Origin of the sequence: Variovorax sp. UMC13 (assembly GCF_014170375.1) — a bacterium.
Classification (GTDB): Bacteria; Pseudomonadota; Gammaproteobacteria; order Burkholderiales; family Burkholderiaceae_C; genus Variovorax.
This window is the reverse complement of sequence record NZ_LZZW01000032.1, coordinates 30848-57349: the sequence shown is the minus strand read 5'-3', so window position 1 is coordinate 57349 and position 26502 is coordinate 30848. Positions and strand designations below refer to the sequence as shown.

At 71.3% G+C, this 26502-nt stretch carries 28 protein-coding genes; 13 read left to right on the top strand and 15 right to left on the bottom strand.

Translation table 11 applies throughout. The annotated features are described in order from the left end of the window. Positions 1-2: 2 nt before the first annotated feature. Together A9977_RS27640 and A9977_RS27635 are read right to left on the bottom strand one after the other, a co-directional pair. Positions 3-425: a RidA family protein gene (locus A9977_RS27640; protein ID WP_183028014.1), complete on the bottom strand. Its 423-nt coding sequence runs from the start codon at positions 423-425 to the stop codon at positions 3-5. Further along, on the bottom strand, positions 425-1405 hold the full coding sequence (locus A9977_RS27635) for a tripartite tricarboxylate transporter substrate binding protein (protein ID WP_220812143.1): 981 nt from the start codon (positions 1403-1405) through the stop codon (positions 425-427). The genes A9977_RS27640 and A9977_RS27635 overlap by 1 nt, the downstream gene beginning before the upstream one ends. 203 nt (positions 1406-1608) lie before the next feature. Here A9977_RS27635 and A9977_RS27630 point away from each other — a divergent pair, with 203 nt between their 5' ends. Together A9977_RS27630 and A9977_RS27625 are read left to right on the top strand one after the other, a co-directional pair. Beyond that, positions 1609-2247 carry a flavin reductase family protein gene (locus A9977_RS27630; RefSeq protein ID WP_183028013.1) on the top strand — a complete coding sequence of 213 codons (639 nt, stop codon included), beginning with the start codon at positions 1609-1611 and terminating at the stop codon, positions 2245-2247. After that, entirely contained in the window at positions 2225-3046 is an 822-nt protein-coding gene (locus A9977_RS27625; protein WP_183028012.1) for an IclR family transcriptional regulator, read from the top strand. The genes A9977_RS27630 and A9977_RS27625 overlap by 23 nt, the downstream gene beginning before the upstream one ends. A 50-nt stretch (positions 3047-3096) precedes the next feature. Here A9977_RS27625 and A9977_RS27620 read toward each other — a convergent pair whose 3' ends face one another. The 3 genes from A9977_RS27620 to htpG form a co-directional block, all read right to left on the bottom strand. Beyond that, the gene (locus A9977_RS27620; protein WP_183028011.1) at positions 3097-3312 is read right to left on the bottom strand and encodes a 4-oxalocrotonate tautomerase; all 216 of its coding nucleotides are present in this window, start codon (positions 3310-3312) and stop codon (positions 3097-3099) included. Between the two features lie 63 nt (positions 3313-3375). Next, complete coding sequence (locus tag A9977_RS27615; protein ID WP_259652180.1) at positions 3376-3759, bottom strand: hypothetical protein; 384 nt, start codon at positions 3757-3759, stop codon at positions 3376-3378. Between the two features lie 59 nt (positions 3760-3818). Next, positions 3819-5864: a molecular chaperone HtpG gene (gene htpG / locus A9977_RS27610; RefSeq protein ID WP_183028010.1), complete on the bottom strand. Its 2046-nt coding sequence runs from the start codon at positions 5862-5864 to the stop codon at positions 3819-3821. Positions 5865-6203: 339 nt separating this feature from the next. Here htpG and A9977_RS27605 point away from each other — a divergent pair, with 339 nt between their 5' ends. From A9977_RS27605 to aqpZ, 5 genes are all read left to right on the top strand, one after another. After that, on the top strand, positions 6204-6698 hold the full coding sequence (locus A9977_RS27605; RefSeq protein WP_183028009.1) for a spore coat U domain-containing protein: 495 nt from the start codon (positions 6204-6206) through the stop codon (positions 6696-6698). 30 nt (positions 6699-6728) lie between these two features. Then, positions 6729-7529, top strand: a complete 801-nt coding sequence (locus A9977_RS27600; RefSeq protein WP_183028008.1) for a molecular chaperone — start codon at positions 6729-6731, stop codon at positions 7527-7529. Positions 7530-7540: 11 nt separating this feature from the next. Beyond that, the gene (locus A9977_RS27595; protein WP_183028007.1) at positions 7541-9901 is read left to right on the top strand and encodes a fimbria/pilus outer membrane usher protein; all 2361 of its coding nucleotides are present in this window, start codon (positions 7541-7543) and stop codon (positions 9899-9901) included. Continuing rightward, positions 9901-10899: a spore coat protein U domain-containing protein gene (locus tag A9977_RS27590; RefSeq protein ID WP_183028006.1), complete on the top strand. Its 999-nt coding sequence runs from the start codon at positions 9901-9903 to the stop codon at positions 10897-10899. The genes A9977_RS27595 and A9977_RS27590 overlap by 1 nt, the downstream gene beginning before the upstream one ends. A gap of 185 nt (positions 10900-11084) precedes the next feature. Continuing rightward, positions 11085-11783 carry an aquaporin Z gene (gene aqpZ, locus A9977_RS27585; RefSeq protein WP_183028005.1) on the top strand — a complete coding sequence of 233 codons (699 nt, stop codon included), beginning with the start codon at positions 11085-11087 and terminating at the stop codon, positions 11781-11783. 13 nt (positions 11784-11796) lie between these two features. Here the strand turns inward: aqpZ and A9977_RS27580 are convergent, their stop codons facing one another. The 6 genes from A9977_RS27580 to A9977_RS27555 form a co-directional block, all read right to left on the bottom strand. After that, positions 11797-12138: a hypothetical protein gene (locus A9977_RS27580; RefSeq protein ID WP_183028004.1), complete on the bottom strand. Its 342-nt coding sequence runs from the start codon at positions 12136-12138 to the stop codon at positions 11797-11799. A 113-nt stretch (positions 12139-12251) separates the two neighbouring features. Next, positions 12252-13628, bottom strand: a complete 1377-nt coding sequence (locus tag A9977_RS27575; protein ID WP_183028003.1) for an ATP-binding protein — start codon at positions 13626-13628, stop codon at positions 12252-12254. After that, complete coding sequence (locus tag A9977_RS27570) at positions 13625-14284, bottom strand: response regulator transcription factor (RefSeq protein ID WP_183028002.1); 660 nt, start codon at positions 14282-14284, stop codon at positions 13625-13627. The genes A9977_RS27575 and A9977_RS27570 overlap by 4 nt, the downstream gene beginning before the upstream one ends. A gap of 69 nt (positions 14285-14353) precedes the next feature. Continuing rightward, a complete protein-coding gene (locus A9977_RS27565; RefSeq protein WP_183028001.1) occupies positions 14354-15166 on the bottom strand; it encodes a pseudouridine synthase in 813 nt (270 codons plus the stop codon). A gap of 51 nt (positions 15167-15217) precedes the next feature. Beyond that, positions 15218-15442 (bottom strand): DUF3606 domain-containing protein, encoded by a 225-nt coding sequence (locus tag A9977_RS27560; protein ID WP_183028000.1) that lies wholly within the window; start codon positions 15440-15442, stop codon positions 15218-15220. A 192-nt stretch (positions 15443-15634) separates the two neighbouring features. Continuing rightward, positions 15635-15991 carry a hypothetical protein gene (locus A9977_RS27555; RefSeq protein ID WP_183027999.1) on the bottom strand — a complete coding sequence of 119 codons (357 nt, stop codon included), beginning with the start codon at positions 15989-15991 and terminating at the stop codon, positions 15635-15637. Positions 15992-16230: 239 nt separating this feature from the next. Here A9977_RS27555 and A9977_RS27550 point away from each other — a divergent pair, with 239 nt between their 5' ends. Together A9977_RS27550 and A9977_RS27545 are read left to right on the top strand one after the other, a co-directional pair. Next, on the top strand, positions 16231-17118 hold the full coding sequence (locus A9977_RS27550; protein WP_183027998.1) for a YihY/virulence factor BrkB family protein: 888 nt from the start codon (positions 16231-16233) through the stop codon (positions 17116-17118). A 27-nt stretch (positions 17119-17145) separates the two neighbouring features. Further along, the gene (locus A9977_RS27545) at positions 17146-17574 is read left to right on the top strand and encodes a PPC domain-containing DNA-binding protein (protein ID WP_183027997.1); all 429 of its coding nucleotides are present in this window, start codon (positions 17146-17148) and stop codon (positions 17572-17574) included. Here the strand turns inward: A9977_RS27545 and A9977_RS27540 are convergent. Next, positions 17571-18281: a Crp/Fnr family transcriptional regulator gene (locus A9977_RS27540; RefSeq protein WP_183027996.1), complete on the bottom strand. Its 711-nt coding sequence runs from the start codon at positions 18279-18281 to the stop codon at positions 17571-17573. The genes A9977_RS27545 and A9977_RS27540 overlap by 4 nt on opposite strands. A 58-nt stretch (positions 18282-18339) precedes the next feature. On the opposite strand from A9977_RS27540, the gene A9977_RS27535 reads away from it, so the two are divergent. The 4 genes from A9977_RS27535 (at position 18340) to A9977_RS27520 (ending at position 22328) form a co-directional block, all read left to right on the top strand. Next, the gene (locus tag A9977_RS27535; RefSeq protein ID WP_183027995.1) at positions 18340-19989 is read left to right on the top strand and encodes an adenylate/guanylate cyclase domain-containing protein; all 1650 of its coding nucleotides are present in this window, start codon (positions 18340-18342) and stop codon (positions 19987-19989) included. Between the two features lie 101 nt (positions 19990-20090). Further along, positions 20091-20540: a hypothetical protein gene (locus A9977_RS27530; protein ID WP_183027994.1), complete on the top strand. Its 450-nt coding sequence runs from the start codon at positions 20091-20093 to the stop codon at positions 20538-20540. Positions 20541-20546: 6 nt separating this feature from the next. Continuing rightward, positions 20547-20960 carry a DoxX family protein gene (locus A9977_RS27525; protein ID WP_183027993.1) on the top strand — a complete coding sequence of 138 codons (414 nt, stop codon included), beginning with the start codon at positions 20547-20549 and terminating at the stop codon, positions 20958-20960. 189 nt (positions 20961-21149) lie between these two features. Continuing rightward, positions 21150-22328, top strand: a complete 1179-nt coding sequence (locus A9977_RS27520; RefSeq protein WP_183027992.1) for a mechanosensitive ion channel family protein — start codon at positions 21150-21152, stop codon at positions 22326-22328. A 16-nt stretch (positions 22329-22344) separates the two neighbouring features. On the opposite strand, the gene A9977_RS27515 is transcribed toward A9977_RS27520, so the two are convergent. The 3 genes from A9977_RS27515 to A9977_RS27505 all read right to left on the bottom strand — a co-directional run bounded on the left by A9977_RS27515 (position 22345) and on the right by A9977_RS27505 (position 26501). Further along, positions 22345-22902, bottom strand: a complete 558-nt coding sequence (locus A9977_RS27515) for a hypothetical protein (RefSeq protein ID WP_183027991.1) — start codon at positions 22900-22902, stop codon at positions 22345-22347. Positions 22903-23010: 108 nt separating this feature from the next. Then, positions 23011-23715, bottom strand: coding sequence for a two-component system response regulator KdpE (gene kdpE, locus A9977_RS27510; RefSeq protein ID WP_183027990.1), 705 nt, complete (start codon positions 23713-23715; stop codon positions 23011-23013). 8 nt (positions 23716-23723) lie between these two features. After that, positions 23724-26501 (bottom strand): DUF4118 domain-containing protein, encoded by a 2778-nt coding sequence (locus A9977_RS27505; RefSeq protein WP_183027989.1) that lies wholly within the window; start codon positions 26499-26501, stop codon positions 23724-23726. Between the last annotated feature and the right edge of the window lies 1 nt (position 26502).

The following is a 26502-nucleotide window of genomic DNA, read 5'->3' as shown; positions in this document are numbered from 1 at the left end:
GGTCAGGCGATCCAGGCCGTGAAGCTGCACTCGATCAGCTTCCCCATGTCGAGCTCGGGCGCGATGATCGCGTGGCGCGCGGGCCGCGACCGGGCATCGGGGAACATCTCGAGCCAGGGCACATTGAGCGCGGGGCGCTGGCTGCGGTCCTTCATCCAGACCGTGAGCTTCACGATGTCCTGCGTGCCGCCGCCCGCGGCCTCGACGATGCGGCGCACGTTGTCGAGCATGAAGCGGCACTGCGCCTCGATGGTCTCGGCCGGCTTGCCGGTGGCGGGGTCGTTGCCCTGGATGCTGCCGCTCTCGAGCAGCGGGCCGACGCGGCAGCCCGCGGGGATCGGGTTCTTGTGGCTGAAGCCTTCGACGTAGACGCTGGTGCGCGTGGCGGGCGCGGCGCGCCCGAGGACGGTGGTGGCGGCGTCCATCATTCGGCCGAGATGTTGGCTTGCTTGATGACCGGCATCCAGCGCGCGTCTTCCTTGGTGAGGAACTGCGTGAACTGCTCGGGCGTGCTGCCGCGGGCCTCGGAGCCCAGGGTGTCGAACTTGGCCTGCACGGCCTTGTCGGCCAGGATCTTCTGCAGCGCTTCGGACAGGCGCGCGACGATCGCCGGCGGCGTGCCGCGCGGCGCCAGCACGCCGGTGAAGGTCTCGGTGCTGAAGTCCTTGAAGCCGGCCTCCTGCAGCGTCGGCACGTCGGGCAGCTGCGGCAGCCGCTTGGGCGAGGTCACGGCCAGGGCGCGCGTGCGGCCCTGCTGGATGAAGGGGCCGGCCACCGAGATCTGGTCGAAGTTGAACTGCACCTGGCCGCCCAGCAGGTCGGTGGTGGCGGGCGCGTTGCCCTTGTAGTGCGCGGTGGTCCAGTGGGCACCGCTCTCGCGCTGCAGGTACTCGCTCACCAGGTGGTTCTGCGTGCCCGCGCCGGGCGAGGCCATGGTCAGCGCGTTGCCGGCCTTCTTCCCTTCGGCGATCAGGTCAGCCACGGTCTTGTAGGGCGTGGACGGATGCACCTGCAGCACCAGCGGCGTGAACGACACCGAACTCACCGGCAGGAAGTCCTTCTTCCAGTCGTAGGCGCCGGTGCGCTTGAAGATGGTGGGCGAGAACAGGATCGGCCCGTTGGCGCCCATGAAGAAGGTGTAGCCGTCGGGCGTGGACTTGGCGACCTGCTCGGCCGCGATCATGCCGCCCGCGCCGGGCCGGTTGTCGACGATGAAGGGCTGCTTGAACACCGCCTGCAGCTGCTCGGTGATGATGCGCGCGGCACCGTCCACGTTGCCGCCCGGCGGATAGGGCAGCACCAGCTTCACGGGCTTGTCGGGCCACTGGCCCTGCGCGATGGCGGGCAGCACGGCAAGGGCGGCGCACGTGGCGACGGCGAAGGATGCGATGGTCGAAATCTTCAAGACGGGTCTCCTGCTCTGAGGCCGGCACCGCAAGTGGACTGCGGTTTGATCGGCGACCCGCCCACTCTAAGAATCGGCAGCCCGATGCTGCAATGCAATATCACGCGCTTGTTCCGTATGATGGACGTTTTCGGGAAGTGCGCGATGGGCGGCGCGCCCTCGCTCCCGACAATCGAGGCTCAGCCACCCCGGAAGGCCCTCCCATGTTTCTCGATGCCGGCGACCTCTCGCCCGAAGCCACCTACCGACTCATGAGCGGCATCGTGGTGCCGCGCCCGATCGCGTGGATCACCACCGTGTCGGAAGCCGGCGTGGTCAACCTCGCGCCCTTCTCCTGCTTCACCTTCGTGTCGAACAAGCCGCCGCTGCTGGGCGTGAACATCGGCCGCAAGGCCGGCCAGCGCAAGGACACTGGCGCCAACATCCATGCGCTGCGCGAGTTCGTGGTCAACATCGGCGACGCCTCGCAGATGGTCGCGATCCACGAGAGCAGCGCCGAGCATGCGCCCGACGTGAGCGAGACCGAGCTGCTCGGGCTGGGCACCCTGCCCTGCCAGACCGTGCGCGTGCCGCGGCTGGCCGATGCGCCGGTCAGCATGGAATGCCGGCTGGAGCGCGTGATCGCCTTCGGCGAGACCGGCGCCGAATTCATCGTCGGCGAGGTCACGGCCTTCCACCTGCGCGACGGCCTGCTGCACGACGGCAAGGTCGACACGCGCGCGCTCGACCCGGTGTGCCGCATCGGCGGGCCCAACTACGCGACGCTGGGCGAGATCGTCACGCTGCGCGGCATGCAGCAGACGCCCAAGGCGGTGATGGATGGCGGCAGCGGCGGTAGATAAGGAAGGCGCCACCGCCGGCGCCCAGAGCGTGCGCCGCGCGCTGGCGGTGCTGCGCGTGCTTGCCACCGGCCAGGAGCGCGGCGTGCGGCTTACCGACGTCGTGACCCACACCGGCCTCAACCGGCCGACGGTGCACCGCATCCTGCGCGTGTTGGTGGAGGAAGGCGCGGTCGAGCAGGACCCCGCCACGCGGCGCTACCTGATCGGCGGCGAGGTCTCGCTGCTGGGCCTGGCGCGCTCGACCCGCTTCCCGATCCGCGCCATCGCCGAACCGCACCTGCGCCACCTGAGCGAGATCCTGGGCGACACCGCCTTCCTCACCATCCGCAACGGCGCCGACTCGGTCTGCATCGACCGGCGGCCCGGCAGCTTTCCGGTCAAGGTGCTGTCGATCGAGATCGGCGCGCGGCGCCCGCTGGGCGTGGGCGTGAGCGGCCTGGTGCTGCTGGCCTCGCTGCCCGCCGAGGAGGCGGCCGAGGTGGTGCGCCGCAACGCGCGGCGGCTGCAGGCGCTGCACACCGATCCGGCGGAGCTGCTGGAGCGTGCCGTGCGCACGCGCGCCCAGGGCTATGCCTACGCGCCGGTCGGCGTGGTGCCGGGCTCGCGCGCGGTGGCGGTGCCGGTCTGCGTGGCCGACGGCCGCACCATCGCCGGCCTGGCGATCGCCACCATCACCGAGCGCCTGCCCGACGAACGCGTGCCCTCGGTGGTCGCGCACATGAAGGAGCGCGCGGCGCTGATCGGCGCGCAGGCGGCCGAGCTCGCGCGGCGCAGGGGCGGCCGCCAGGGCGGCAACTGAAATCGGGGAAACCCTTCAGACGTCCACGATGCGGACGTTCTCGCCCATCGTCAGGACGCGGACGGCACCGGCGGCGCGCCCGCCTTGTCGCTGGACAGGACGCCGGCGCTGGCCCAGTTGTGCCTGGGCACGTCGAAGAACATGACGTCGACCGCATCGGCGGGGCTGCCGAGCGTCTTCATGGTGGCTTCGGTGAGCGCGGCCGCGAGGGCCCGCTTCTGCTCGACGGTGCGGCCTTCGAAGAGTTCGACGCGGATCAGAGGCATGGTTCTTCCTTGGATGAGATGAAGTGGGAACCGTGACTATGCGCGAAAGAGACGTGGCGGACCTCAGGGGGCGATCGGCTGGGCCGGCGTACCGAGCGCGCGCTCGGCCGGCGGCACCGCATTGAAGCGCGGCGGCGCGTTCGGATCGTGCAGCAGCACGCTGGTGCCGACGCCCGCACCCACGGCCGCGCCACCGCCGACACCGGTGCTCGCCCCCACACCGGCGCTGCCGTAGACCTGTCCGCCCGCGTTCACGCCCACGCCGGCGCCCAGCGGGCCCCAGCCGGTGCCGAGGCCCACGCTGGGCCCGCCCGAGCCCATGCCGACGCCGAGCGAGAGGCCGGGCACCAGCGGGATGCCGATGCCCACGCCGCCGGCGCAGCCCGCGAGCAGGGTGGCCGCGAGCAGCGCGGCGGCGGAAGTGGCAAGACGTGTGGCGGGCTTCATGGTGACGGTCGCTCCCTCGCGAGTGATGATGAAACGACCGTCGGCCGCCTCGTGGTGTCTCAGACCAGCAGCGCGTTGACGCGCCGCACGTAGGCCGCCGGGTCCGCCGGCAGGCCGCCTTCGGCCAGCAGGGCCTGGTCGAACAGGATGTTCGCCAGGTCCTCGAAATGGGCCGATTCGCCCAGCTTCCTGACCAGCGGATGGTCTGCGTTGACTTCGAGCACCGGCTTGAGTTCCGGCGCCGGCTGGCCGGCCTGCTTGAGCATGCGCGCGAGCTGCGTGCTCATGCCGCCGTCCTGCACCACCAGGCAGGCCGGCGAATCGACCAGGCGGGTGGTGATGCGCACGTCCTCGGCCTTGTCCTTGAGCGCTTCCTTGAGGCGATCGAGCACCGGCTTGAAGCTCTCGGCGGCTTCCTCGGCCGCCTTCTTCTCGGCCTCGTCCTGCAGCGAACCCAGGTCGACCGCGCCCTTGGCCACGCTCTGCAGCGGCGTGCCGTCGAAGTCCTGCAGGTAGTTGAGCGACCACTCGTCCACGCGGTCGGTCATCAGCAGCACCTCGATGCCCTTCTTCTTGAACAGCTCGAGCTGCGGGCTGTTCTTGGCGGCGGCCAGCGAATCGGCGGTGATGTAGTAGATCGCCTCCTGGCCTTCCTTCATGCGCGCCTTGTAGTCGGCGAAGCCCACGCTCACGGTGTCGCTGGCGGTCGAGGCGAAGCGCAGCAGCTTGGCGATGCGCTCGCGGTTGGCATGGTCCTCGCCCAGGCCTTCCTTGAGCACCGCGCCGAACTCGGCGTAGAAGGCCGCGTACTTGCCCGCGTCCGCATCGGCGGCGAACTCCGCCGCGGCCTCGGCCGCGGGCGTGACCGTCTTGTCGACCACGTCGGTCACCTCGCTTTCGGTCGGCTCCGGTGCCGGCACCGACTCGCCCGAGCCCACGTCGATCTTGGCGGCGGCGCTGTCGGCTGCGGCCTTCTGCTTCTTCGCCAGGTCCTCCAGCATCGACAGCACGCGCTTGGTGCTGCCTTCGCGGATCGCCTTCACGTCGCGGCTTTCCTGCAGCAGCTCGCGGCTCACGTTGAGCGGCAGGTCGGCCGAGTCGATCACGCCCTTGACGAAGCGCAGGTAGCTGGGCATCAGCGCCTCGGCGTCGTCCATGATGAAGACGCGCTTGACGTAGAGCTTCACGCCCGCGGTCTTGTCGCGGTTCCACAGGTCCATCGGCGCCTTCGACGGGATGTAGAGCAGCTGCGTGTACTCGGTGCTGCCTTCGACGCGGTTGTGGCTCCAGGTCAGCGGCGCCTCGTAGTCGTGGCTGATGTTCTTGTAGAACTCGCTGTACTCCTCGGTCGTGATGTCCTTCTTGGCACGCGCCCACAGCGCGCTGGCCTTGTTGACCGGCTCCCATTCGCCGGTCTTGACCATGTCGCCGGGCTGATCGTTCTCGCCTTCCTTCCACTCCTCCTTCTCCATCAGGATGGGCAGGGAGATGTGGTCGGAGTACTTGCCGATCACCGACTTGAGCTTCCAGGCGTTGAGGTAGTCCTCGGCATCCTCGCGCAGGTGCAGCGTGACGCTGGTGCCGCGCTGCGCGCGGTTGATCTCGTCGACCTCGAAGTCGCCGGCGCCGGTGCTGGCCCAGCGCACGCCCTGGTCGGCGGGCAGGCCCGCGCGGCGCGACTCGACCGTGATGCGGTCGGCCACGATGAAGCCCGAGTAGAAGCCCACGCCGAACTGGCCGATGAGCTGCGCATCGGCCTTCTGGTCGCCCGAGAGCTTGCTCATGAAGTCCTTGGTACCGCTCTTGGCGATGGTGCCCAGGTTGTCGATGGCTTCCTGCTTCGACAGGCCGATGCCGTTGTCGGCGATGGTCAGCGTGCGGGCCGCCTTGTCGAAGGACACGCGCACTTCGAGGTTCGGCGCGTCTTCATAGAGCGCGGCATCGTTGATGCCCTCGAAGCGCAGCTTGTCGCAGGCGTCCGAAGCGTTCGAGATCAGCTCGCGCAGGAAGATTTCCTTGTTCGAGTAGAGCGAGTGCGTGACCAGGTGCAGCAGCTGCGCGACTTCGGCCTGGAAGGGGAGTTTGGTGGAAGCGGTGGAGGTCATGGATTCGAAAGCCTAGGGAAATGGAAAGGGGCCGCAGTGCCCGTCTCGGAAGGTGGCGGCCGTGCCTGCATTTTCAATGCAGCGGAGCTCGGGGTCGCTGCACCAAAGAAATGAATACTTTGCCCCTAAAGGGCCTTCGGGCTGCCGTTTCTTCAGCGCCACGGCTAAGGGAAAGCCATCCCTACTTGGTGCGAAATTAACGTTTCAATCACTTACATGTTCTTTTGAGTTGTCCGCTGGATTCGCTGCCCACCTAGCATTTGGGCAAGCACTGGATGACGCGCCTCAACGCCTCCGGTGTGTCGGTATCCGTTTTCTTCAACCGTTCGGGAACACACCATGCTCAAACTCACGCTTGCCGTCCTTGTCGCCCTGAGTGCCGTTTCCACGGCCATCGCGGACACGAAGACCACCAGCTTCAACGTGCTGCTGACCATCACCAAGGCCTGCAACTTCACGACCGCCGCCAGCGACGTGGACTTCGGCTCGAACCTGTCGACCGCCACCAACATCGAGAACGCCGGCACCCTGCGCGTGACCTGCACCAAGGGCACGCCTTTCACCATCGGCCTCGGCGTCGGCAACGGCACGGGCGCCACCACGGCCGCGCGCAAGATGAAGGCCACCACGGCCGGCAACACCGATGAGGTGCCCTACGCGCTCTACCGCGACAGCGGGCGCACGCTGAACTGGGGCGACGCTGCCAGTCCCGACACCCTGAGCTCCTCCGGCCTCGGCACCGAACAGGCGATCACGGTCTACGGCCGGGTGCCGAGCGCCAACTTCCCGGCCGACAGCTACAAGGACGTCATCGTGGCGACCGTCACCTATTGACCCTCGCCAAGGCATGAGGGCCCGGCCGTCATGACGCTGCACCCGACCACCGCGCGGACGCTGTCCCGGCTCGCCCTGTGCGGCCTCGCGCTGGTGGTCGACCCCGGCCATGCCGCCAGCCTGCAGGTGGCACCGGTCACGCTCACCCTCCCGCCGCGCCAGAACGCCGACGGCCTCTGGCTGAGCAACAACGGCGACGCGCCGCTGCAGGCCCAAGTCCGGATCTACCGCTGGACCCAGGTCGAGGGCGAAGACCGGCTCGAGCCGACGCGTGACCTGACCCTCAGTCCGCCGATGTTGCAGGTGGGCGCGGGCGAGCGGCAACTGGTGCGGGTGATCCGCCTCGGTCCGCCACCGGACAGCATTGAAGCCAGCTACCGCGTGATCGTCGACGAGTTGCCGGTGCCGGTCGCCGCCGACACGCCACCACGGCCCGGGCTCGATTTCGTGCTGCGCTATTCGCTGCCGATCTTTCTGCGGCCGCTGTCCGACGCCGACCGTGCCACGCCGCCGCCGCCCATGGCCGCGCTGACCGCGACGCTGGTCGACGACGGCGGCCAGACGCAGCTCCAACTCGAGAACCGGGGCAGCGGCCACGTTCAACTCGCCGACCTCGTGTTCATCGACGCCGCCGGCAAGCGCCTGGTGCTGCGCCAGGGGCTGGTGGGCTATGTGCTTCCAGGCGGGGTCAAGCGCTGGCCAGTGTCCGCCCCGGGCGGGGCCGAGGCCGCGCGCCGAGGCACTTTCAAGGCGCGGATCAACGGCGCCATGGAAGAAAGCGCCTTGCTGCCGTCCGACGCCACGCTGCCGCAGGCCCATGGCCCGCGCTGACGCAGCCACGCATGGGCTTCCAGCACGCCGCCGTCGCCGCCGTGCTGGTGGGGCTGTGCATGCGCTGCGTTGCGGCAGCCCCGGTGGCGGGGCCGGAAGCCGGGCTCGCGCTCTACCTGGAAGTCACGCTCAACCAGCGCGCCGTCACAGAGTTGCAGCCTTTCGTGCTGCGTGACGGCCAACTTCACGCCACCGTGGGCACCCTGCGCGAGCTCGGCTTTGTACTGGACGGGCAGCCGGCCGACCGGCTGCTCGCACTGAGCGAGCTGCAGGGTCTCGACATCGCCTTCGACAGCCGTCTTCAGCGTGTGGCCTTGCAGGCGCCGATCGCCTTGCTGTCGCTGCCCACGACCCGGCTCGACGCCCGGCGCAGCAGCACGCCGACATTGAGCCCCGAGGCGCCCGGCGCGCTTTTCAACTACGACCTCTACGCCTCGCAGGGCCGCGGCGGCAGTCAGTGGAACGCGGCCCACGAGACGCGCCTGTTCGGCTTCGGCGCCGGCATCGTGAGCCAGAGGATGCTCAACCGCGTGCTGCGCGCGGAGGGCCCGGGCGGCGATACCTGGCACAGCCAATCCGTGCGGCTCGACACCCAGTGGCAGTTCGCCTGGCCCGAGCGCCTGCTGACGCTGCAGCTCGGCGACAGCGTGAGCGGCGCGCTCGACTGGAGCCGCGCGCTGCGCATGGGCGGCGTGCGCATCGGCAGCGACTTCAGCCTGCAGCCCTATCGCGCGACCACGCCCCAGCCGGCCTTCTACGGCGAGGTGGCGGTGCCCTCGACGGTCGAGCTCTTCGTCAACGGCCTCAAGCAGTACAGCGGCCAGGTGCCGCCCGGGCCGTTCGCGATCGACAGCCGCCCGGGCATCACGGGCGCCGGCCAGGCCCAGGTCGTGATCAGCGACGCCTTCGGCCGCACGCGCACGCTGACCCTGCCCTTCTACGGCACGCAGCAGCTGCTGGCCGCGGGGCTGAACGACTGGTCGGCGTCGCTGGGCCGGGTGCGCCTCGACTACGGCCAGAAGTCCTTCTCCTACGACAGCGCGACGGTCCTGAGCAGCAGCCTGCGCCATGGCTGGAACGAGCGCGTCACGCTCGAGGCGCATGCCGAGGGCGGTGCCGGCGTGCGCAACGGCGGCGTCGGCGGCCTCTGGCTGCTGGGCGCCGAAGGCACGGCCGGCGTGCTGCGGGCCTCGGTCGCCCATGGCGCGCTGGACGCCGACAGCGGGCGTCAGTGGGCGCTGGGCTACCAGTGGACCCGCCGCAGCCTGTTCGTCGACCTGCACACGCAGCGCACGCAAGGCGAGTACCGCGACATCGCCTCGCGCTACAGCCAGCCGCCGGCCCGCCTGAGCGAGCGCGCCAGCGCCGGCCTGGACCTGGCGCCGATCGGCAGCCTGGCATTGAGCTACGTGCGGCTGGCCTACCCGCAGGGCGACGATGCACGCTATGCAAGCGTGTCGTGGTCGCGCCAGCTCGGCAACCGACTTTCGCTCAGCGCCTCGCTGACCCGGCAGCTGAACGACCGTCGGAGCCTGGCGGTCTTCTTCGGCGCCAGTTGGCGCCTCGACGACGGCCTGTACGCCAGCGCCGCCCTGCAGCGCGCCTATGGCCGGACCGGCAGCAGCGTCGACGTGTCGAGCCCGGTGCAGGGCGACGGCGGCGTCGGCTGGCGAACACAACTGCGCAACGACGCGGGGCAGCCTGGCGGCCAGGCCGAGGCCAGCTGGCTGAATCGCTACGGCCGCCTTGGCGTGGGCGCCGCCAGCTTCGCGGGCAGCAGCTACGGCTACGCGAGCGCGAGTGGCGCACTGGTCCTGATGAACGGCGGCCTGTTCGCCACCCGCGACATCAGCGACGGATTCGCGGTGGTCAGCACCGACGGGCTGGTCGGCGTGCCGGTGAAACTGGAAAACCGCCTGGTCGGCAACACCGACGCCGATGGCCGGCTGCTCGTGACGCGGCTCAATGCCTGGCAGTACAACCGGATCGGCATCGACCCGATGGACCTGCCGGCCAACGTGCGCGTGCGCGAGACCGAACAGAACGTCACCCCCAGCGACCGCGCAGGCGCGCTGGTGCATTTCGCGCTGCATCCCGTGCGCGCGGCCCTGCTGGTGGTTCACGACGCAGGGGGCCGGCCCCTGCCGATGGGCAGCCGGGCCACGGCCCTCGGCGAAGGGGCACCGTCGACACAGGCCATCGTCGGCTACGACGGCGAGTTGTACCTGGACGATCTCCAGACGCTCAATCGGCTGCGGATCCGGTTGCCCGAGGGTGGCGCCGCCTGCGAACTCCGCTTCGAGCTGCCGCCGACCGCCGACGGCATCCAGCGGATCGGCCCCCTGAGCTGCCTGACGGAGGTGAAGCCCTGATGCGACGCACAGCCCTGTCCGCGCTCGCGCTGCTGGTCCTGCTGGTGGCGCTCGCCGCGCCATCGCCCGCCAAAGCGACGACCATCTGCACCGCCACCATGGGCCCGCTGGCCTTCGGCAGCATCACCGACCCCTCGATCGAGAGCATCACCACCTCGACCCTGAGCGTGCGTTGCGACACCACCCTCTCGCTGACCGTGCTGGCGAGGGTGAAGGTCCGGATGTGCCTGGGCATCGGCAAGCTGCCCCTGCCGCGCACGATGTCCGACGGCGGCACGCATTCGCTCGAATTCCAGATCTACAAGGACTCGGCGCGCACCTTCATCTGGGGTACGCGAGACGCGACCCCGAGCGCCCTGCTGCTCGACATGGAATACGACGTGCTGCTGACCGGGGGCAAGACCCAGAACATCACGGTGCAAGCCGCCACCACCTCCCAGCCCACCGCCTGGGCCGGCAACTACAGCGCGGACTACACAGCGAGCACGGCGCTCGACTACCGCTTCGACGAACCCTTGCTGGTGGTTCCCGCACAGTATCCCGACACCTGCACCACGGGTGGCGACGGCGGTGCCCTCAACGTGCCCTTCGGCTTCAGCGTGTCGGCCTCGGTCCCGCGCACTTGCGCATTGCAGGTGACGCCGAACCTCGACTTCGGCAGTCACCCCGGCCCGATCGCGGCGGTGTACGACAACACCACCACGCTGAGCATGCAGTGCCGCGGCGGAACGCCCTGGACATTGAGCCTGGACAATGGGAAGTACTTCGACAGCGGCACCCGCCGCATGCGCATCGACGGCACCGATTCGTATGTGCGCTACGGCCTGTACCACGACACCAACCGCAGCCTCCCCTGGGGCCAGAGCACAGGCGATACGCTGACCGGCAGCGGGACCGGCGCGGTCGACACGCGCACGGTCTACGGACGGGTCCCCTCCGGCCAGAACGTGCCAGCCGGCATCTACAGCGACACGGTCACAGCGACCATCACGTACTGAGCTTCATGACGGTTCCTCACCGTTGCCGAGCGGTCCGCCACAAAGCCCGCCGATCTGTGAACAGATGCCAGCGCGGTGACAAAAGTTAACCAATAAAGCTTACATTTCGTTCCTAGAATCCGCCCGCGCCGGGGCGGAGGCCCTTCCCGCATTGGTTCAACAACAGCGAAAACGGGGTTAAAAAAATGGAACACAGCACCTTCAAGAAGTGGTCGGCCGAGTTCATCGGCACCTTCTGGCTCACCTTCGGCGGCTGCGGCAGCGCCGTGCTCGCGGCGGCCTTTCCCGAGCTGGGCATCGGCTTCGCCGGGGTCGCGCTGGCCTTTGGCCTCACGGTGGTGACCGGCGCCTATGCACTGGGCCCGATCTCGGGTGGCCACTTCAACCCCGCGGTGTCGGTCGGCCTGGTGGTCGGCGGGCGCTTCAGAGCCTCGGAGCTGGCGGGCTACGTGATCGCGCAGGTGCTGGGCGCGATCGTGGCGGCCGGCGTGCTGTACCTGATCGCCACCGGCCGGCCCGGTGCCGAGCTCGGCGGCTTCGCGACCAACGGCTACGGCGAGCATTCGCCGGGCAAGTTCAACATGGTGGCGGCGCTGATCACCGAGGTGGTGCTCACCGCGATCTTCCTGATCGTGATCCTGGGCGCCACGGCCAAGCGCGCGGCTGCCGGCTTCGGCGGCCTGGCGATCGGCCTGTGCCTGACGCTGATCCACCTGATCTCGATCCCGGTGACCAACACCTCGGTCAATCCGGCGCGCAGCACCGGCCCGGCGCTGTTCGGCCCGTCGTACGCCGTGTCCGAGCTGTGGCTGTTCTGGGTGGCGCCGATCGCTGGTGCCGTGATCGGCGCGCTGATCTACAACGTGCTGCTCAAGGACGAGTGAGCCCTCGGGCGGCTCAGCTGCCCGTGGCCGACTGCACGCGCGGCATCGCGGTCGACTGGCCGATCGACTCGGTGCCGGTCGGGTGGCTCGCCTGCACGGCGCCGCGGTAGACCTCGTCGGGGGACACGTTCGACGTCGGCATCGGCATGGCGGTCGATTGCCCGATCGATTCGGTGCCCGCGGGGTGGGTGGCGGCGATGGCATCGGCCTGCACCTGTGCATTGACCGGCGAATTCATCAGCAGCGGATGAAAGTCCGAACCGTCGGTCGTCTCGGCCGAGGCCATGCCCGCGCCCAGGGCGGCGAGCGTGACGAAGGCGGTGGCGGCGAGGCGGCGTGAGAGGGATGCGGTCATGGTGGTCTCCTGAGGGAGGAATGGAAGGGACCGGCGCCGCGAGGCGGAATGCCCCGCGGTCGGCCTTCGCCCACTCTAGGCCGCCAGAATGAGCCCTGAATGAGCAAGCCGCCTCAGGCCGGCATGTGCACGCGCGCGATCAGCCCGGTGGCCGCGTCGGGCGCCGCCTCGTCGCAGCGGTTGCGCAGCTCGATGCGCAGCCCGTGCCGCCGCGCCGCGGCCTGCGCGATGGCCAGCCCCAGGCCGCTGCCGCCCGCGGCGGTGCCGGTCACCCGGTAGAAGCGGTCGAACACCCGCTCGATGCAGTCGGGCGGAATGCCCGGCCCGCTGTCCACCACGTCCACCACCACGCCGCCGCCGGGCACGCGGTGCAGCCGCACGTCGACCGTGCCGCCTTCGGGCGTGTAGCGCAGCGCGTTGTCGATCAGGTTGTCGAACAGGCTGCGCAGCGCGCTGGTGGAGGCCACCAGCACCAGCGAGGCCCGGCCGTCGAAGCCGACATCGATGCGGCGCTGGTCGGCCAGCGGCATCAGCTGGCTCACGCTGTCGCGCAGCAGCACGGCGATGTTGACCGGCTCGGTGACGCCGTCCGCCTGTGCATCGTCCTGGCGCGACATGCGCAGCAGCTGCTCGATCAGGTGCTGCGCGCGCAGCACGCCGGCCTCGAGCTGGGCGAAGCGCTCCGTCGCCTCGCCCGCGGGGACATGGCCGCGCAGGTTGTCGATCTGCAGGCCGATCGCGGCCATCGGCGTGCGCAGCTCGTGCGCCGCCTCCTGCACGAAGCGGCGCTGGGTCTGCATCACGCCGCGGGTGCGCGCCAGCAGGCTGTTGAAGGCCTCGACCAACGGTGCGATCTCCTCGGGCACGCGGGCCGGCGAGACGCCCGCCGGGCTGCGCTCGTCCTGGCGCGCCACGTCGCGTGCCACGGCGCGCAGCGAACGCGAGGCGCCCGAGACGATGGCCCACAGGATCCAGAAGGCCACCGGCAGCAGCAGCAGGATCGGCAGGCCCTCGAGCAGCGCGCGCTGCAGCACCCGGCCCTGGCGGTAGGCCTCGCTCTGCAGCACCTGCACGCGCGGCAGGGCGAGGTCCTCGGCCGGCGCGGTATAGACGCGCCAGGCCACCGATTCGTCGTTGCCGGTGCGCGCCTCGCCGAAGCCGCTGTCCGGGCGCAGCGGCGAGGCGAGCGCCGGCAGCGAACTCGCGATCAGGCGGGTGCCGTCCGGGCTCCAGAGCTGCACCACCACCGCCCCATGGCGCTGCACGTCGTCGATGCTCAACGGCACCAGCGCCGAGGCCATGGGGTGCGCCGCCTGCGACAGCGCCACACGTTGCATCTGCTCGTCGAGGAAGTGGTGGACCAGCCGGCCGAAGGCCAGGTAGGAATAGCCGGCGGTCGCCGCCATGGCCAGCAGGTGCAGCACCACCAGCCCGCGCAGCAGCCGGCGGCGCAGCGAGGGCGCGTTCAATGCTGTCGTCTCGGCCGTCATGCCGCCGCCACCCGCCAACCCAGGCCGCGCACGTTGCGGATCGCATCGGGACCGAGCTTGCGCCGCATGCCGTAGATCAGCACGTCGACCGCATTGCTGCTGACCTCCTCGCCCCAGCCGTAGATGCGGTGCTCGAGCTGCTCGCGCGACAGGATGGCGCCGGGCCGCTCTAGCAGCGCGTGCAGGAGCGCGAATTCGCGCGCGGTGAGCGCCTCCCGCGCGCCCGCGACCAGCACCTCGCGCGTGCCCAGGTCCAGCTGCAGCGCGGGGGTGCCGATCAGCGACTGCGCGGCGCCGTCGCGCCGCCGCACCACGGCACGCATGCGGGCCGTCAGCTCGCGGAAGGCGAAGGGCTTCTGCAGGTAGTCGTCGGCGCCCAGGTCGAGCGCGTCGATGCGGTCCTCGAGGCCGCCGCGCGCGGTCAGCACCACGATCGGCGTCACGTCGCCGCGGGCCCGGGCGCGGCGCAGCACGTCGGTGCCGTCGCGCTCCGGCAGGCCCAGGTCGAGCAGCACGCAGGCGTAGCCGCCGTCGTCCAGCGCGCTCTGCGCCAGGCCGCCGTCGCGCACCCAGTCGACCGACCAGCCCGCGCCCTCGAGCGCCTGCCGCAGGCTGCGGCCGATCATCTCGTCGTCTTCGACCAGCAAGGTGCGCATCGGAATCTCCAGTGAGAAGCCGAAGGCTAGGCGCCGATTCTTAGAGGAGCCTGAGAGCCCCCGCCGGCCTCAGAACTTCTCGTGCGCGCCCAGGTAGCGCCACTGGCCCACAGGCAGGTTGCCCAGCACCACGCGGCCGATGCGGATGCGCTTCAGGCCCACCACCTTGAGGCCGACCTGCTCGCACATGCGGCGGATCTGGCGCTTCTTGCCCTCGGTCAGGATGAAGCGCAGCTGCTCGGGGTTCTGCCAGTCGACGCGCGCCGGCTTGAGCGGCTGGCCGTCCAGGCTCAGGCCGTGGCGCAGCCGGGCCAGCATCGCGGGTGGAAACACGCGCTGCACGTCGGTCGTGACGTCGCCGTGCGCGCCCGGGCCGCCGGTGGCGCCGGCCTGGGGCGACCAGGTCACGCGCACCAGGTATTCCTTCTCGATGCCCGAGTCCTCGCCGATCAGCTGCCGCGCCACCCGGCCGTCCTGGGTGAGCACCAGCAGGCCGACCGAATCGATGTCGAGTCGGCCGGCAGGCGCGAGCCCGCGCAGCTGCGGCGGCGAGAAACGGTGCGTGCTGGTGTCTTCGCGCCAGTGGGTGCGCGGGTTGATGAGCATCGCGGCGGGCTCGTGGCCGTCCTCGGCCTGGCCGCTCACGTAGCCCATGGGCTTGTGCAGCAGGATCGTGACCTGCTGCGCCTGCTGGCCGTGCGCCCGCTTGTCGACCTCGACCCGGTCGGCCGGCGTGACCTTGACGCCCATCTCGGCCGGCTGGCCGTTGACCCGGACCCAGCCCTGCGCGATCCAGTCGTCGGCCTCGCGGCGCGAGCAGATGCCAAGTTCGGCCATGCGTTTGTTGAGTCGGACGGGTTCGGAAGTGTTTGGCGCTGTCATGTCGGGCGCCAGTCTACCGTCCGGCCCTCACCGGGGCGTGGCGCGGGGCGCTCAGATCTGGTCGGCTTCCTGCAACGCCGGCGCCTGCCGGCTCACGCGCGGGATGCCCAGGTAGCGGCACACGGCTTGCGTCGAATCGCCGGCGGCGCACACGGCGCTGCGCAGGCGGGTTTCGGTCACGGCGAAGGTTCGCGTCCAGTAGCGGACCTCGCGGGGTTCTTCCAGGTTGATCCAGCCCGTGTCGCGCGGGCTGCGAACGTCGAGTTCGTAGGCCATCTCAGTGTCTCCGTCGTTTGCGTCAATGCGCTGGGACTTTCCCCCGCGGGAAACCCGGGCGCGACCGGACGAAACGGATCGACGTTGCAGGATGTGTCCGACACGGCACGACGCGCGCCGAGGTGCACGGCCAGACCCGCGATGGCCAGCGGGATGAAGACCGTGCCGAGCGCGCAGAGCGCCCGCAGCCATTCAGCCGCCATGGGCCACACCGCAGCGCTTCAGGTGGGCGCGCCAGCTGGTCAGGGCACCGATCTCGCCGTCCGGCACACACTCGAGCAGGCAATGCAGCACCTCGGCATAGCGCGCGAAGGGCAGCCGGACCATCAGCCGCACGCGCGGCGCGGCCGTGGCCCAGGCGGCGGCGCTGTGCAGCAGCGGCTCGCAGCGCAGCACGCCCACGCCCTGGCAGGCGGCCAGCGCCCGCCGCACGCGGCAGGCATCGACGGAGGCGACGGTGACGTCGAGCACCTGGAACACCGTCTCGCCCACGGGGGAGGCGAGGGAGAAAGCGGCACCGGGAGGTTCCCGGTAAGCGGCATAGGCCATGGGGGTCCTGCTTGGAAAAGAACAGGAAGCCAGTGTCGGCAAGGGCCCGTCAAAACGGTGCAAAGCTTGGGGCGCGCGGTGCAAAGGCGGCGTAAACGCCCGTCGGCACCCGTGCCTACAGTGAATCGGGCGATTGCTGTCCCGCGGCAGGCGGGCTTGCCGCCAGACTATCAGCTTCCCTGGCTTCCCCGCGCCCTTCCCATGCCTGCCGGCCCTCTCTTCTTCGGACCCCGCGCCCCATGAGCGGCCTGGGCGAGTTCTGGCGCCGCGTGCGCGACGGGGCGCTGGCCACGCCCGGCCTGCGCACGGTGCTGCTGGCGATCCGCAACTACGTGCTGCACCAGAGCGCCAACCAGGCCGGCAGCCTGGCCTTCTCCTCGGTGCTGGCGATGTTCCCGCTGCTGATCCTGGTGTCGGCCGCGGCCGGCTACATCGGCCAGCCCGGCGATGCGGCGGCGCTGGCCGACCGGGTGATGGGCTATGCGCCGCAGGTGGTGCGCGACGCGATGCAGCCCGTCATCCGGCAGGTGCTGGCCCAGCGCAACCAGGCGCTGCTGACCATCGGCGTGCTGGCCACGCTGTGGACCGCGTCCTCGGGCATGCAGGCGGTGCGCAGCGCGCTCAACCGGGCCTACGGCATCGAGCGCGGCCTGCCCTTCTGGAAGGCGCGCATCAAGGTCACCCTGTTCACCGCGATCGTGGGCCTGGGCGTAGTGGCCACCTTCAGCTCGGTGGTCGTCGTGCCCTACCTCTGGCAGCTGCTCGAGGCCAGCCTGGGGGCCGGGCAGGAATCGCTGTGGCTGCGCAACAGCGTGCGCTACGGCTCGGCCTTCGGGGTGCTCGCGCTGCTCTATGCGCTGATGTACGGCTGGCTGCCCGACATCCGCCAGCGGCTCTACACGGTGCTGCCCGGTGCGCTGCTGGGCGCGGCCCTGTGGGTGGGCGCAGCCGCCACGCTGTCGTACACGCTGCGCACCGCCGGCAAGCTGGCCCTGCTCTACGGCAGCTTCGCCGGCGTGGTGGCCACGCTGGTCTTCCTCTACATCAGCGCGACCACGCTGATCTTCGGCGCCGAGCTCAACGGCGTGCTGCGTGCGAAGCTGGAGCCGCCGGCCAGGCCGGACTGATTCGCCCCCCTTTGGCATGATCCGCGCATGCGCACGGCACCAGACGTCTTCCCGAGCCCCCTGCCGCTGCGGCTGCAGCCCGGCGACGACCTGCGGCGCGCGCTGGAGGCGCAGTTCGCGGCCGCGGGCGTGCATGCGGGCTTCGTGGTGGCGGGCATCGGCAGCCTGCGGACCGCGGCCATCCGGCTGGCCGGCGCGGACGATGCCATCACGCTGGCCGGCGACCTGGAGCTGCTGACCCTGTCGGGCAGCCTGGGCGTCGACGGCGGGCACCTGCACCTCAGCGTGGCCGATGCGCAGGGGCGCGTCACGGGCGGCCACGCCGGCTACGGCTGCATCGTGCGCACCACCGCCGAGATCCTGCTGTGCCTGCTGCCCGACTGGCACTTCTCGCGCGCACCCGATGCGGCCACGGGCTGGAATGAGCTGGCCATTCGGCGCGAGCCTTCGCCCTAGCGGTCGCCGCGCACCAGCGCCAGCGCGTCGGCCAATTGCCGCACATCGGCCACGACCAGCGCCTTGCCATCCTTCTGCAGCACGCCGCGGCGCACCAGCGCGTTGAGTTCGCGCGTCACCTGCTCGCGGTTGGTGCTGATCTGGCTGGCCAGCGCGGCATGCTTGGGCGCGGGCTCCAGCCGCGCGGCGTTGCCCGCCACGCCCGCGGCCTGCGCCAGGCGCAGCAGCTCGGCGTGCAGCCGCCCGGCCACGTCAAGCGTGCTCAGGTCGATGATGCGTTCGGAGAGCTGGCGCACCAGCGAGGCCAGGCGCAGCATCACGCGTTCGGCCAGCAGTGGCTCCTCGCGCAGCAGCGCGCGGAAGGCGGCCGGCGCGAGGCTGGCCAGCACGCTGGGCGCCAGCGTGACGGCGTCGGCCGAGCGCGGCCCGCCGTCGATCGCGGCCAGCTCGCCGAAGAGCTCGCCCTCGCCGCAGTCGCGGAAGGTCACCTGCCGGCCCTGGACCGCGTAGGTGGTGATGCGCACGGCCCCCGAGACGATGAAATAGACCTCGCCGGGGTCCTGCGCGCGCAGCACCAGCGGATGGTCGGCCTCCACGCTCTGCCAGTGGCAGGCCTGCGCGATGCGGTCGAGCCGGTCGTCGGGCAGCGCGTCGAACAGCGCGACGCGGCGCAGCGCGAGGGAAGAGCGGAGGACGGGTGAGGTCATGGAAGGGTCGGCCGCGGGGCCGCGCGGATTATGCTCGGGGCCCTCTTCGAGCCCCTTCATGCCCCTGCGTTCCCCTCCCCGCTTCGCCCTGCCCACGCGGCGCGACCTGCGATGGATCAGCGGCCTGGTCCTGATGGGTTATGTCAGCGCACACCTGCTGAACCACGCGCTGGGCCTGGTCTCGCTGGCTTTTGCCGAAGCGGTGCTGCACGGCGTGCATGCGTTCTGGCGCAGCCCGCCCGGCACGCTGCTGCTCTACGGCGCGGCCGCCACCCACATCGTGCTGGCCCTGCTCAGCGTCTGGGACCGCCGCAGCCTGCGCATGCAGCCCCTCGATGCGCTGCGGCTGCTGCTGGGCTTCTCGCTGCCGCTGCTGCTGGCCTCGCACCTGAGCGCGATGCGCTGGGCCTACGAGGCCTTCGGGCTCGATGCCTCGTACGCCCGCGTGGTCGGCGCGCTGTGGAGCTTCGCCGGCGCGGGCGGCCAGTTCGCGCTGATGGCCGTGGCCTGGGCGCACGGCTGCCTGGGGGTGCACATGGCCTTGCGCGCGAAGCCGGGCTACCGCCGGCATTCGCACGGGCTGCTGGTGGCGGCGGTGCTGCTGCCGGTGCTGGCGGTCGCGGGCTTCCTCAGCATGGGCCGCGAGCTGCAGTGGTCGGGCCCGGTGGCGGTCCAGGGGCCGACGCCAGCGCAGGGCGAGGCCGTCGAGGCGACCGAGCGCCGCATCGAAGTCTTCTACGGCCTGCTGCTGCTCGCGCTGTTCGCGGCGCGCCAGCTGCGCAGCCGCCGCGAGCGCCGGCCCGGCGGCGCCTCGATCACGCTGCGCTACCCCGAGCGCAGCGTGCACGTGCCACGCGGCTGGAGCGTGCTCGACGCCAGCCGCGCCCACGGCATCGCGCACCTGTCGGTCTGCGGCGGGCGCGCGCGCTGCTCGACCTGCCGGGTGCGGGTGCAGGGCCCGCCCGCGCACCTCGAGCCGCCGGGCCGTGACGAGCGCCGCACGCTGGACCGGGTGCGCGCGCCGGCCGACGTGCGCCTGGCCTGCCAGCTGCGCCCGCGCGGCGACATCGCGGTCACACCGCTGTTCGCGCCCGCGTCCACCGAGCGCTCGGGCCATTTCGGCCGCGAGCGCGATGTGGCGATCCTGTTCGTCGACCTGCGGCGCTGGTCGGGCCTGTCGGAGAACCAATGGCCCTTCGACCTGGCCTACCTGCTGGAGCGCTACTTCGCCACCGTGGGCGCCGCGGTGCGCGAGAGCGGCGGCGTGCCCAACCAGTTCATCGGCGACAGCGTGATGGCGATCTTCGGCCTCGAGGTCGACCTGGCGACCGCCTGCCGCCAGGCGGTGCGGGCGGCCGAACTGATCGGCGAGCGCATGGACGCCTGGAGCACCGGCTTCGAGTCGCAGTTCGGCCACCGGCTGGACTTCGGCATGGGCCTGCACGCGGGCCGCACCGCGGTCGGCGAGGTGGGCTACCTCGAGACCACCACCTTCACCGCGGTCGGCGAGGTGGTCAACACCGCCAGCCGGCTGCAGGACCATTCCAAGGTGGCGGACGCCCGGCTGGTGATCTCGCTGTTCGCCGCGCGGCAGGCCGGTATCGCCGAGCGGCTGAGCGCGACGCAGGCAGTGCAGACGGTGCAACTGCGCGGGCGCAGCGAGGCGCTAGAGGTGCTGCACGTGCCGCGGCCGACGCCGGCCAGCTGAGCAAAGCTGTGCGCTGGCGCACATCGCGATCCGGCGCCGGCGAAGAGACTGAGGGCCTCGTCACTGCTGTTCCCTGCGGTGACACGAACAGGAGTCTCCTCATGCAAGCCAAGCACATCCTCGCCCTCGCCGCCCTGGTCGCCACGGTGGGCGCCGCCTCCGCCCAGACCGTCCCGGCCGAACAATGGGTGGGCGCACCGATCGCCACCACCGGCGTCGTGAAGCGCGCCGACGTCGTGGCCGAGCTGCAGCGCAGCGCCCGCGCCCCCAGCGCCCCGGCCGAACAATGGGTCGGTTCGCTGGCCTCGGCCGGCACCCCGGCCGGCACGCTGAGCCGAGCCGAAGTCGTGGCCGACCTGAACCTGTGGCGCCGCGCCGGCCTCGAGGGCGCCTCGATCGCCAACACCACCGACAGCGCCAGCCCGCGCTACGCCCAGCAGCTGGCCGCCTACACGCGCGCCCGCGGCAGCGATGTCTACACCGCCGAAGTCCAGCGCGTCCAGGGTGGCGCCAACGCCGTCGCCGGCACGCCTTCGGTCAACGCGCAGTAAGCCCCGATGACCGCCACACGCAACGACGATCTCGGCAAGCTGCTGCTGCGCATCACGCTCGGCGGGCTGCTGCTGTTCCACGGCCTGTCGAAGGTCTTACAGGGCGCCGACGGCATCCACCGCATGGTCGGTGCCGCCGGGCTGCCCGACTGGCTGGCCTACGGCGTGTACCTGGGCGAGTTCGTCGCACCGCTGCTGGTGCTGCTGGGCCTGTTCGCCCGGCCGGCCGCGCTGGTGATCGCCTTCAACATGCTGGTCGCGCTGCTGCTGGTGCACACCGGCCAGTTCTTCTCGCTGTCGAAGATGGGCGGCTGGTCGCTCGAACTGCAGGCCTTCTTTTTGCTGAACGCGCTGACCATCGCGGTGATCGGGGCCGGCGCGCTGCGCGTGGGCAAGCCCGACGCGCGCTGGTGGGCCTGAGGCCGGTCCGGACCAGACCTCCGCCGGCGTCGGTCGTGGCACGGCCGTGCGCCGCGGCGGCCGGCCGCGCGGGCCCATCAAGGACCACGCGCCCACACGCCGGGTCGGGACAGGCCTACGCGCGCGGTGGTGCATCTCTGCGAGCCTGGCGCGCTTGTTTAGTTGCCGGCGGGCCTGCCGCCTCCCTCCATGAACGCACTGACCGAACCCTTTCGCGAGCTCCTGATCGGGGGCATTTCCGTCCAGAACTGGGCCCTGGGCATCGCGGTAGCCCTGATCGCCTACCTGGTGATGAGCCTGGCACTGCGCTATGCCGTCAGCCGCATGAAGGCGATCGCCGAGCGGACCGACAACCACGTGGACGACACGCTGGTGGAGGTGCTGGGCGACACCAACCGCGTGTTCCTGGTGCTCACCGCGGTGCTGATCGGCGTGGGCATGCTGGACCTGGGCGGGCGCTGGGGCACCCGCGTGAGCCAGCTGTGGTTCCTCACGCTGGCGCTGCAGTTCGGGCTGTGGTTCAACAAGGCCATCGGCATCGCGCTGCGCCGCTACGTGAGCCGCCACACATCGGCCGGCATGACCCAGGTCAGCGCCTCCTCGACCCTGATGTCCTGGGCCCTGCGCACGGTGCTGTGGGTGATCGTGCTGCTGGCCATCCTGTCGAACCTGGGCGTCAACATCACGGCCTTCGTCGCCAGCCTGGGGGTCGGCGGCATCGCCATCGCGCTGGCGGTGCAGAACATCCTGGGCGACCTGTTCGCCTCGCTCTCGATCGCGGTCGACAAGCCCTTCGAGGTGGGCGACGCGATCGGGGTCGGCAGCATCTCGGGCACGGTGCAGCACATCGGCCTGAAGACCACGCGCCTGCGCAGCACCAGCGGCGAGGAGATCGTGATCAGCAACACCGACCTGCTCAAGCAGGTGGTGAAGAACTACCGCCGCATGCAGGAGCGGCGCATCGCCTTCAACTTCGGCCTCAGCTACGACACCACGCCGGAGCAGATCGAGGCCGTGCAACGCAGCGTCCGCCAGCTGATCGAGGCGCGCGAGGCGCTGCGGCTGGACCGCGTGCATTTCCAGTCCTTCGGCGAGAGCGCGCTGACCTTCGAGGTGGTCTATTTCGTCACCACGCCCAACTACGGGCTCTACATGGACGAGCAGCAGCGGCTCAACCTGGAGATGATGCGCGCCTTCGCCAGGCTGGGCGTGCAGTTCGCCTTCCCGAGCCGGACCGTCTACATCGCGCCGACCGCCGCCCGGCCGACGCCGGATGACCGGGGCCGGCGCAGCGCCGAACCCGAAGTGGTCACGCGCAGCGTGCCGCCGGCCGCGGTGGCCGGCCGCGGCGCCGAGGCCGCGCCCTGAGGCCCGCCGCTTCCGCTCAGCAGGCCTCGAACAGCTCGGCCTGCACCCGCGCGGCGCCGGGCCGCGCAAGGTAGGCCGCGATCTCGATGGCGGCCTGCCCCATCTCCGCGAAGGCCGCGGCGCTCAGGAAGCGCGGCGTCAGGTCGAAATGGCACAGCGCGCCGAACGCGCGGCCGGTGTCGTCGACCAGCGCCACGCCGTGGTAGGCCGCGATCCGCCCCTGCGCCGCATGGCCGTCGAGCCGCGGATCGACGGCCGAGTTCTCGGTGACGAAGCAGCCGGCCGCGATCGCGTACTGGCAGAAGCTGTGCCCCCGGTCCACGGGCACCTGCAGCGCCCGCACGTCGCCGCCTTCGAGGTCGTGGATCGCGAGGCTGGCCATCTGGTCGATCACGAGGCGGTGGATGGCCGTGTAGCGGTGCGGCACGCGGGTGTTGAGGAGGCGCACCGCCTCCTGCAGCCCGCCCGTCGCCAGCGCGTGGCGCACCGCCGGCCGGATGTCGAGCGCCTTCACGGCGCGGGGCCACGGCGTGACGGCCCGCAGCAGGGAGAGGGGTTTCGACAGGGGGTTCATGCGTTCTCTACGCGCGACCCTTGGCAGCGGATGCATCCCAAGCCGGCTTTGCGCACGCAAACCGTGACAAAGTGCCCGCTACTGCGGCGAAAACCCCGCCTCGCGGCCTCAGACCACCAGCCGGTACCCCACCGCCGTCTCCGTCAGCAGATGCCGCGGCTGCGCCGGATCGGCCTCGAGCTTCTGCCGCAGGTGGCCCATGTAGATGCGCAGGTAGTGGCTCTGCTCGGCATGCGACGGCCCCCAGACCTCGCGCAGCAGCTGCCGCTGGGTGAGCACGCGGCCGGCGTTGGACACCAGCACGCCCAGCAGCCGGTACTCGGTGGGCGTGAGGTGCACCTCGGCGCCCGCGCGGCGCACCAGCCGCGCGGCGCGATCGACCTCGATTTCGCCGAAGCGGAACACCGGCTCGCCGACCTCGGTGGTGGCGGTGCTGCCCGCCGCGGCACGCGGGCGCCGCAGGTTGGCCCGCACGCGCGCCAGCAGCTCGCCGGTGCCGAAGGGCTTGGTCAGGTAGTCGTCGGCGCCGGCATCGAGGGCCGCAATCTTGTCAGCCTCGTCGACGCGCGCCGACAGCACGATGATCGGCACCGCCGACCAGCCGCGCACGTCGCGGATCAGCGAGAGCCCGTCGCCGTCGGGCAGCCCGAGGTCCAGCACCACCAAGTCGGGCTGGCGCGTGCCGGCGGCCGCCAGGCCGTCGCGCAGGCTGCCGACCTCGTGCACCTGCCAGCCTTCGGCCTCGAGCGCGCCGCGCACGAAACGGCGGATCTGGGGTTCGTCCTCGATCACGATGGCGATGGGTGAAGGCATGGCAGGGCTCAGGCAGGAAAGGGATCTTCGGACGCGACCGGCGCGTCCGGCACGTCTGGCGGCGCGCGGCGCGGCAGCGTGACGGTGAATTCTGCGCCGCCGCCCGACGCGTTGGCCGCGGCGATCTCGCCGCCGTGCGCGGAGACGATGGCCTTGCAGATGGCCAGGCCCAGGCCCACGCCCGGGGTAGCCGATTCGGCCTGGCCGCGGGTGAACTTGTCGAACAGCAGGTGCTCGCGGCCGCGCAGCGCCAGCGGCAGGCCAGCGCCGTGGTCGCGCACGCTGAGCACCAGGCTGCGGGCCTCGGCGCGCGCGCCGACCACGATCGGCGGCGCGCCGTACTTGGCCGCGTTCTCCAGCAGGTTGACCAGCACGCGCTCCATCAGCACCGCGTCGAACTCGACCAGCGGCAGCTCGGGCGGCAGCGCGGTCTGCACGGCACGCCCGCCCAGCGCCGAGGCGGCCGCGCGGATGGCCGAGCCCACCACCTCCTCCACCGACTGCCAGTCGCGCCGCAGGTTGACCGCGCCGCCCGCGATGCCGCTTTCGAGCCGCGCCATGTCGAGCAGGTTGTTGACCAGCGCGTTGAGCGCATGCGCCTGCCCGACGATCGCCTGCGTGGCCTGCTGGCGCGTGTCGGCGTCGGCGGTCTGCAGCGACTCGGCCAGGCCGATGAGCGCGGTCAGCGGCGTGCGCACGTCGTGCGAGATGGCGGCCAGCAGCGTGTTGCGCAGCCGCTCCGACTCCATCTCGACCACCGCCTGCTGCGCGACCTCGACGTAGTGCACGCGCTCCAGCGCGATGGCGATCTGGCGCGCCAGCGTGTCGAGCTGCTGCGCCTGCTCGGGGATCAGCAGCCAGCGCGGCTGCGCGGGCTCGAGCGCCAGCACGCCGCGCACCCGCATGGGCGCCTTGAGCGGCACGTAGTGCCAGGGTTGCGCGGCCAGCGTGGCGGTCGCCAGGCCGGCCGGCTGGCCCTGGCGGAAGGCCCAGTCGGCCACGCTGGCATCGAAGCCCGGTGGCGGGTGGTCGGGCAGCTGCAGCCGGTCCGCCGCATCGGTCACCAGCACCAGCGCCTGGCCGCCGAAATGGCCCTGCACCGCCGCCGCGCCGAGCGCCACCACCTGCTCGCTCTGCAGCGCGGCCGAGAGCTCGCGCGTGAGCTCGAACAGCGACTGCGCGCGGCGCTCGCGGCTGGTCGACACGCTGGCCGCGAAGCGCAGGCCCGCGGTGAGCTGGCCCACCAGCAGGCCCACGCCCAGCATCACGGCGAAGGTCACGACGTACTGCACGTCGCCGATCGCGAACGACAGCCGCGGCGAGACGAAGAAGAAATCGAAGGCCGCGACGTTGAGCATCGCGGCCAGCGCCGCCGGCCCGCGGCCGAAGCGCATCGCGATGCCCACCACGCCGAGCAGGAACAGCATCACGATGTTGACCTGCTCGAGCACGCCCGACAGCGGCGTCGCGACCAGCGTGACGGCGATGCCCATCGCCGCGGCCCAGACATAGCCGGGCCAGCGTGCATGCGGCCGGTCGGCATCGTCGTCGGAGCGCTCGTCGCCGTTCGCCAGCTCGCGCGCCGCGCCCAGCGGCGTGCGCGGCAGGCGGCGTGCGCTGTCGGCACGGGCCGTCTCGACGATGTCGAGCGTGGGCCCGCGGCGCGCCAGCTCGCGCGCCAGCGAGGGCGACGGCCACCAGCGCCGCCAGCCGGTGGCCGGCTCGGCGCGTCCCACCACCAGCGTGGCGCAGTTGAGCCGCTGCGCCTGTGCGGCCAGCGCCTGCGCCACGTTGTCGCCGGTCAGCACCGCGGTCACCGCGCCCAGTTCCTCGGCCAGCTTGAGCACCGCCAGCACGCGGTCGCGCTGCGCGGCGGGCAGCCGCTGCAGCGCCGGCGTCTCGACGTAGGCGGCGTACCAGCGCACGCTGAGCTGGCCGGCCAGCCGCGCGGCGCTGCGCACCGTCTGCGCCGCGCCCTCGTGCGGGCCGACGCAGGCCAGGATCGCGCCCGAGGTGTTCCAGGCCTGCAGGCCGTTGCCCTTGCGGCCCGGGCCGGACTGCTCGACCCGCCAGCCGCGCACATCGTCTTCCACATGCTCGGCGGTGCGGCGCAGGGCGATCTCGCGCAGCGCAATCAGGTTGCCCTTGCGGAAGAAGTTCTGCTTGGCGCGCTCGGCCTGCTGCGGCAGGTAGACCTTGCCGGCCGCCAGTCGCGCCGTGAGCTCGTCGGGCGTGACGTCGACCAGCACCACCTCGTCGGCCTCGTCGAGCACGCTGTCGGGCACGGTCTCGTGCACCCGCACGCCGGTGATGGTGCCGACCGTGCCGTTGAGGCTCTCGAGGTGCTGCACGTTGAGCGCCGACCAGACCTCGATGCCGGCGGCCAGCAGCTCCTGCACGTCCTGCCAGCGCTTGGCATGGCGCGAGCCCGGCGCGTTGGAATGCGCGAGTTCGTCGACCAGCAGCACCGCGGGCTTGCGCGCCAGCGCGGCATCGAGATCGAACTCGGCCAGCGTGCGGCCGCGGTAGTCGACGTCGCGCAGCGGCAGCCGCTCGAGGCCGTCGAGCAGCGCGGCCGTTTCGCTGCGCCCGTGGGTCTCGACCACGCCGATCAGCACCTCGCGGCCCGCGGCGCGCTCGCGCTGCGAGGCCGAAAGCATGGCCCAGGTCTTGCCGACGCCCGCGGTGGCGCCGAAGTAGATGCGCAGCCGCCCGCGGCGGGCGCGGGCTTCGTCGCTGCGCATCTGCGCGAGCAGCGCGTCGGGGTCCGGGCGGGAAGCGTCCATG

Bases quoted from the DNA above. Each gene is read 5' to 3' on its own strand.
- A9977_RS27545 (WP_183027997.1), top strand. From the start codon at position 17,146: ATGCGCACGGCACCAGACGTCTTCCCGAGCCCCCTGCCGCTGCGGCTG.
- A9977_RS27525 (WP_183027993.1), top strand. From the start codon at position 20,547: ATGACCGCCACACGCAACGACGATCTCGGCAAGCTGCTGCTGCGCATC.
- A9977_RS27575 (WP_183028003.1), bottom strand. From the start codon at position 13,628: ATGACGGCCGAGACGACAGCATTGAACGCGCCCTCGCTGCGCCGCCGG.
- A9977_RS27535 (WP_183027995.1), top strand. From the start codon at position 18,340: ATGCCCCTGCGTTCCCCTCCCCGCTTCGCCCTGCCCACGCGGCGCGAC.
- kdpE (WP_183027990.1), bottom strand. From the start codon at position 23,715: ATGCCTTCACCCATCGCCATCGTGATCGAGGACGAACCCCAGATCCGC.
- A9977_RS27520 (WP_183027992.1), top strand. From the start codon at position 21,150: ATGAACGCACTGACCGAACCCTTTCGCGAGCTCCTGATCGGGGGCATT.
- A9977_RS27605 (WP_183028009.1), top strand. From the start codon at position 6,204: ATGCTCAAACTCACGCTTGCCGTCCTTGTCGCCCTGAGTGCCGTTTCC.
- A9977_RS27640 (WP_183028014.1), bottom strand. From the start codon at position 425: ATGGACGCCGCCACCACCGTCCTCGGGCGCGCCGCGCCCGCCACGCGC.
- aqpZ (WP_183028005.1), top strand. From the start codon at position 11,085: ATGGAACACAGCACCTTCAAGAAGTGGTCGGCCGAGTTCATCGGCACC.
- A9977_RS27565 (WP_183028001.1), bottom strand. From the start codon at position 15,166: ATGACAGCGCCAAACACTTCCGAACCCGTCCGACTCAACAAACGCATG.
- A9977_RS27540 (WP_183027996.1), bottom strand. From the start codon at position 18,281: ATGACCTCACCCGTCCTCCGCTCTTCCCTCGCGCTGCGCCGCGTCGCG.
- A9977_RS27555 (WP_183027999.1), bottom strand. From the start codon at position 15,991: ATGGCCTATGCCGCTTACCGGGAACCTCCCGGTGCCGCTTTCTCCCTC.
- A9977_RS27625 (WP_183028012.1), top strand. From the start codon at position 2,225: ATGGCGGCAGCGGCGGTAGATAAGGAAGGCGCCACCGCCGGCGCCCAG.
- htpG (WP_183028010.1), bottom strand. From the start codon at position 5,864: ATGACCTCCACCGCTTCCACCAAACTCCCCTTCCAGGCCGAAGTCGCG.
- A9977_RS27630 (WP_183028013.1), top strand. From the start codon at position 1,609: ATGTTTCTCGATGCCGGCGACCTCTCGCCCGAAGCCACCTACCGACTC.
- A9977_RS27580 (WP_183028004.1), bottom strand. From the start codon at position 12,138: ATGACCGCATCCCTCTCACGCCGCCTCGCCGCCACCGCCTTCGTCACG.
- A9977_RS27600 (WP_183028008.1), top strand. From the start codon at position 6,729: ATGACGCTGCACCCGACCACCGCGCGGACGCTGTCCCGGCTCGCCCTG.
- A9977_RS27560 (WP_183028000.1), bottom strand. From the start codon at position 15,442: ATGGCCTACGAACTCGACGTTCGCAGCCCGCGCGACACGGGCTGGATC.
- A9977_RS27595 (WP_183028007.1), top strand. From the start codon at position 7,541: ATGGGCTTCCAGCACGCCGCCGTCGCCGCCGTGCTGGTGGGGCTGTGC.
- A9977_RS27550 (WP_183027998.1), top strand. From the start codon at position 16,231: ATGAGCGGCCTGGGCGAGTTCTGGCGCCGCGTGCGCGACGGGGCGCTG.
- A9977_RS27570 (WP_183028002.1), bottom strand. From the start codon at position 14,284: ATGCGCACCTTGCTGGTCGAAGACGACGAGATGATCGGCCGCAGCCTG.
- A9977_RS27620 (WP_183028011.1), bottom strand. From the start codon at position 3,312: ATGCCTCTGATCCGCGTCGAACTCTTCGAAGGCCGCACCGTCGAGCAG.
- A9977_RS27530 (WP_183027994.1), top strand. From the start codon at position 20,091: ATGCAAGCCAAGCACATCCTCGCCCTCGCCGCCCTGGTCGCCACGGTG.
- A9977_RS27590 (WP_183028006.1), top strand. From the start codon at position 9,901: ATGCGACGCACAGCCCTGTCCGCGCTCGCGCTGCTGGTCCTGCTGGTG.
- A9977_RS27505 (WP_183027989.1), bottom strand. From the start codon at position 26,501: ATGGACGCTTCCCGCCCGGACCCCGACGCGCTGCTCGCGCAGATGCGC.
- A9977_RS27515 (WP_183027991.1), bottom strand. From the start codon at position 22,902: ATGAACCCCCTGTCGAAACCCCTCTCCCTGCTGCGGGCCGTCACGCCG.
- A9977_RS27615 (WP_259652180.1), bottom strand. From the start codon at position 3,759: ATGAAGCCCGCCACACGTCTTGCCACTTCCGCCGCCGCGCTGCTCGCG.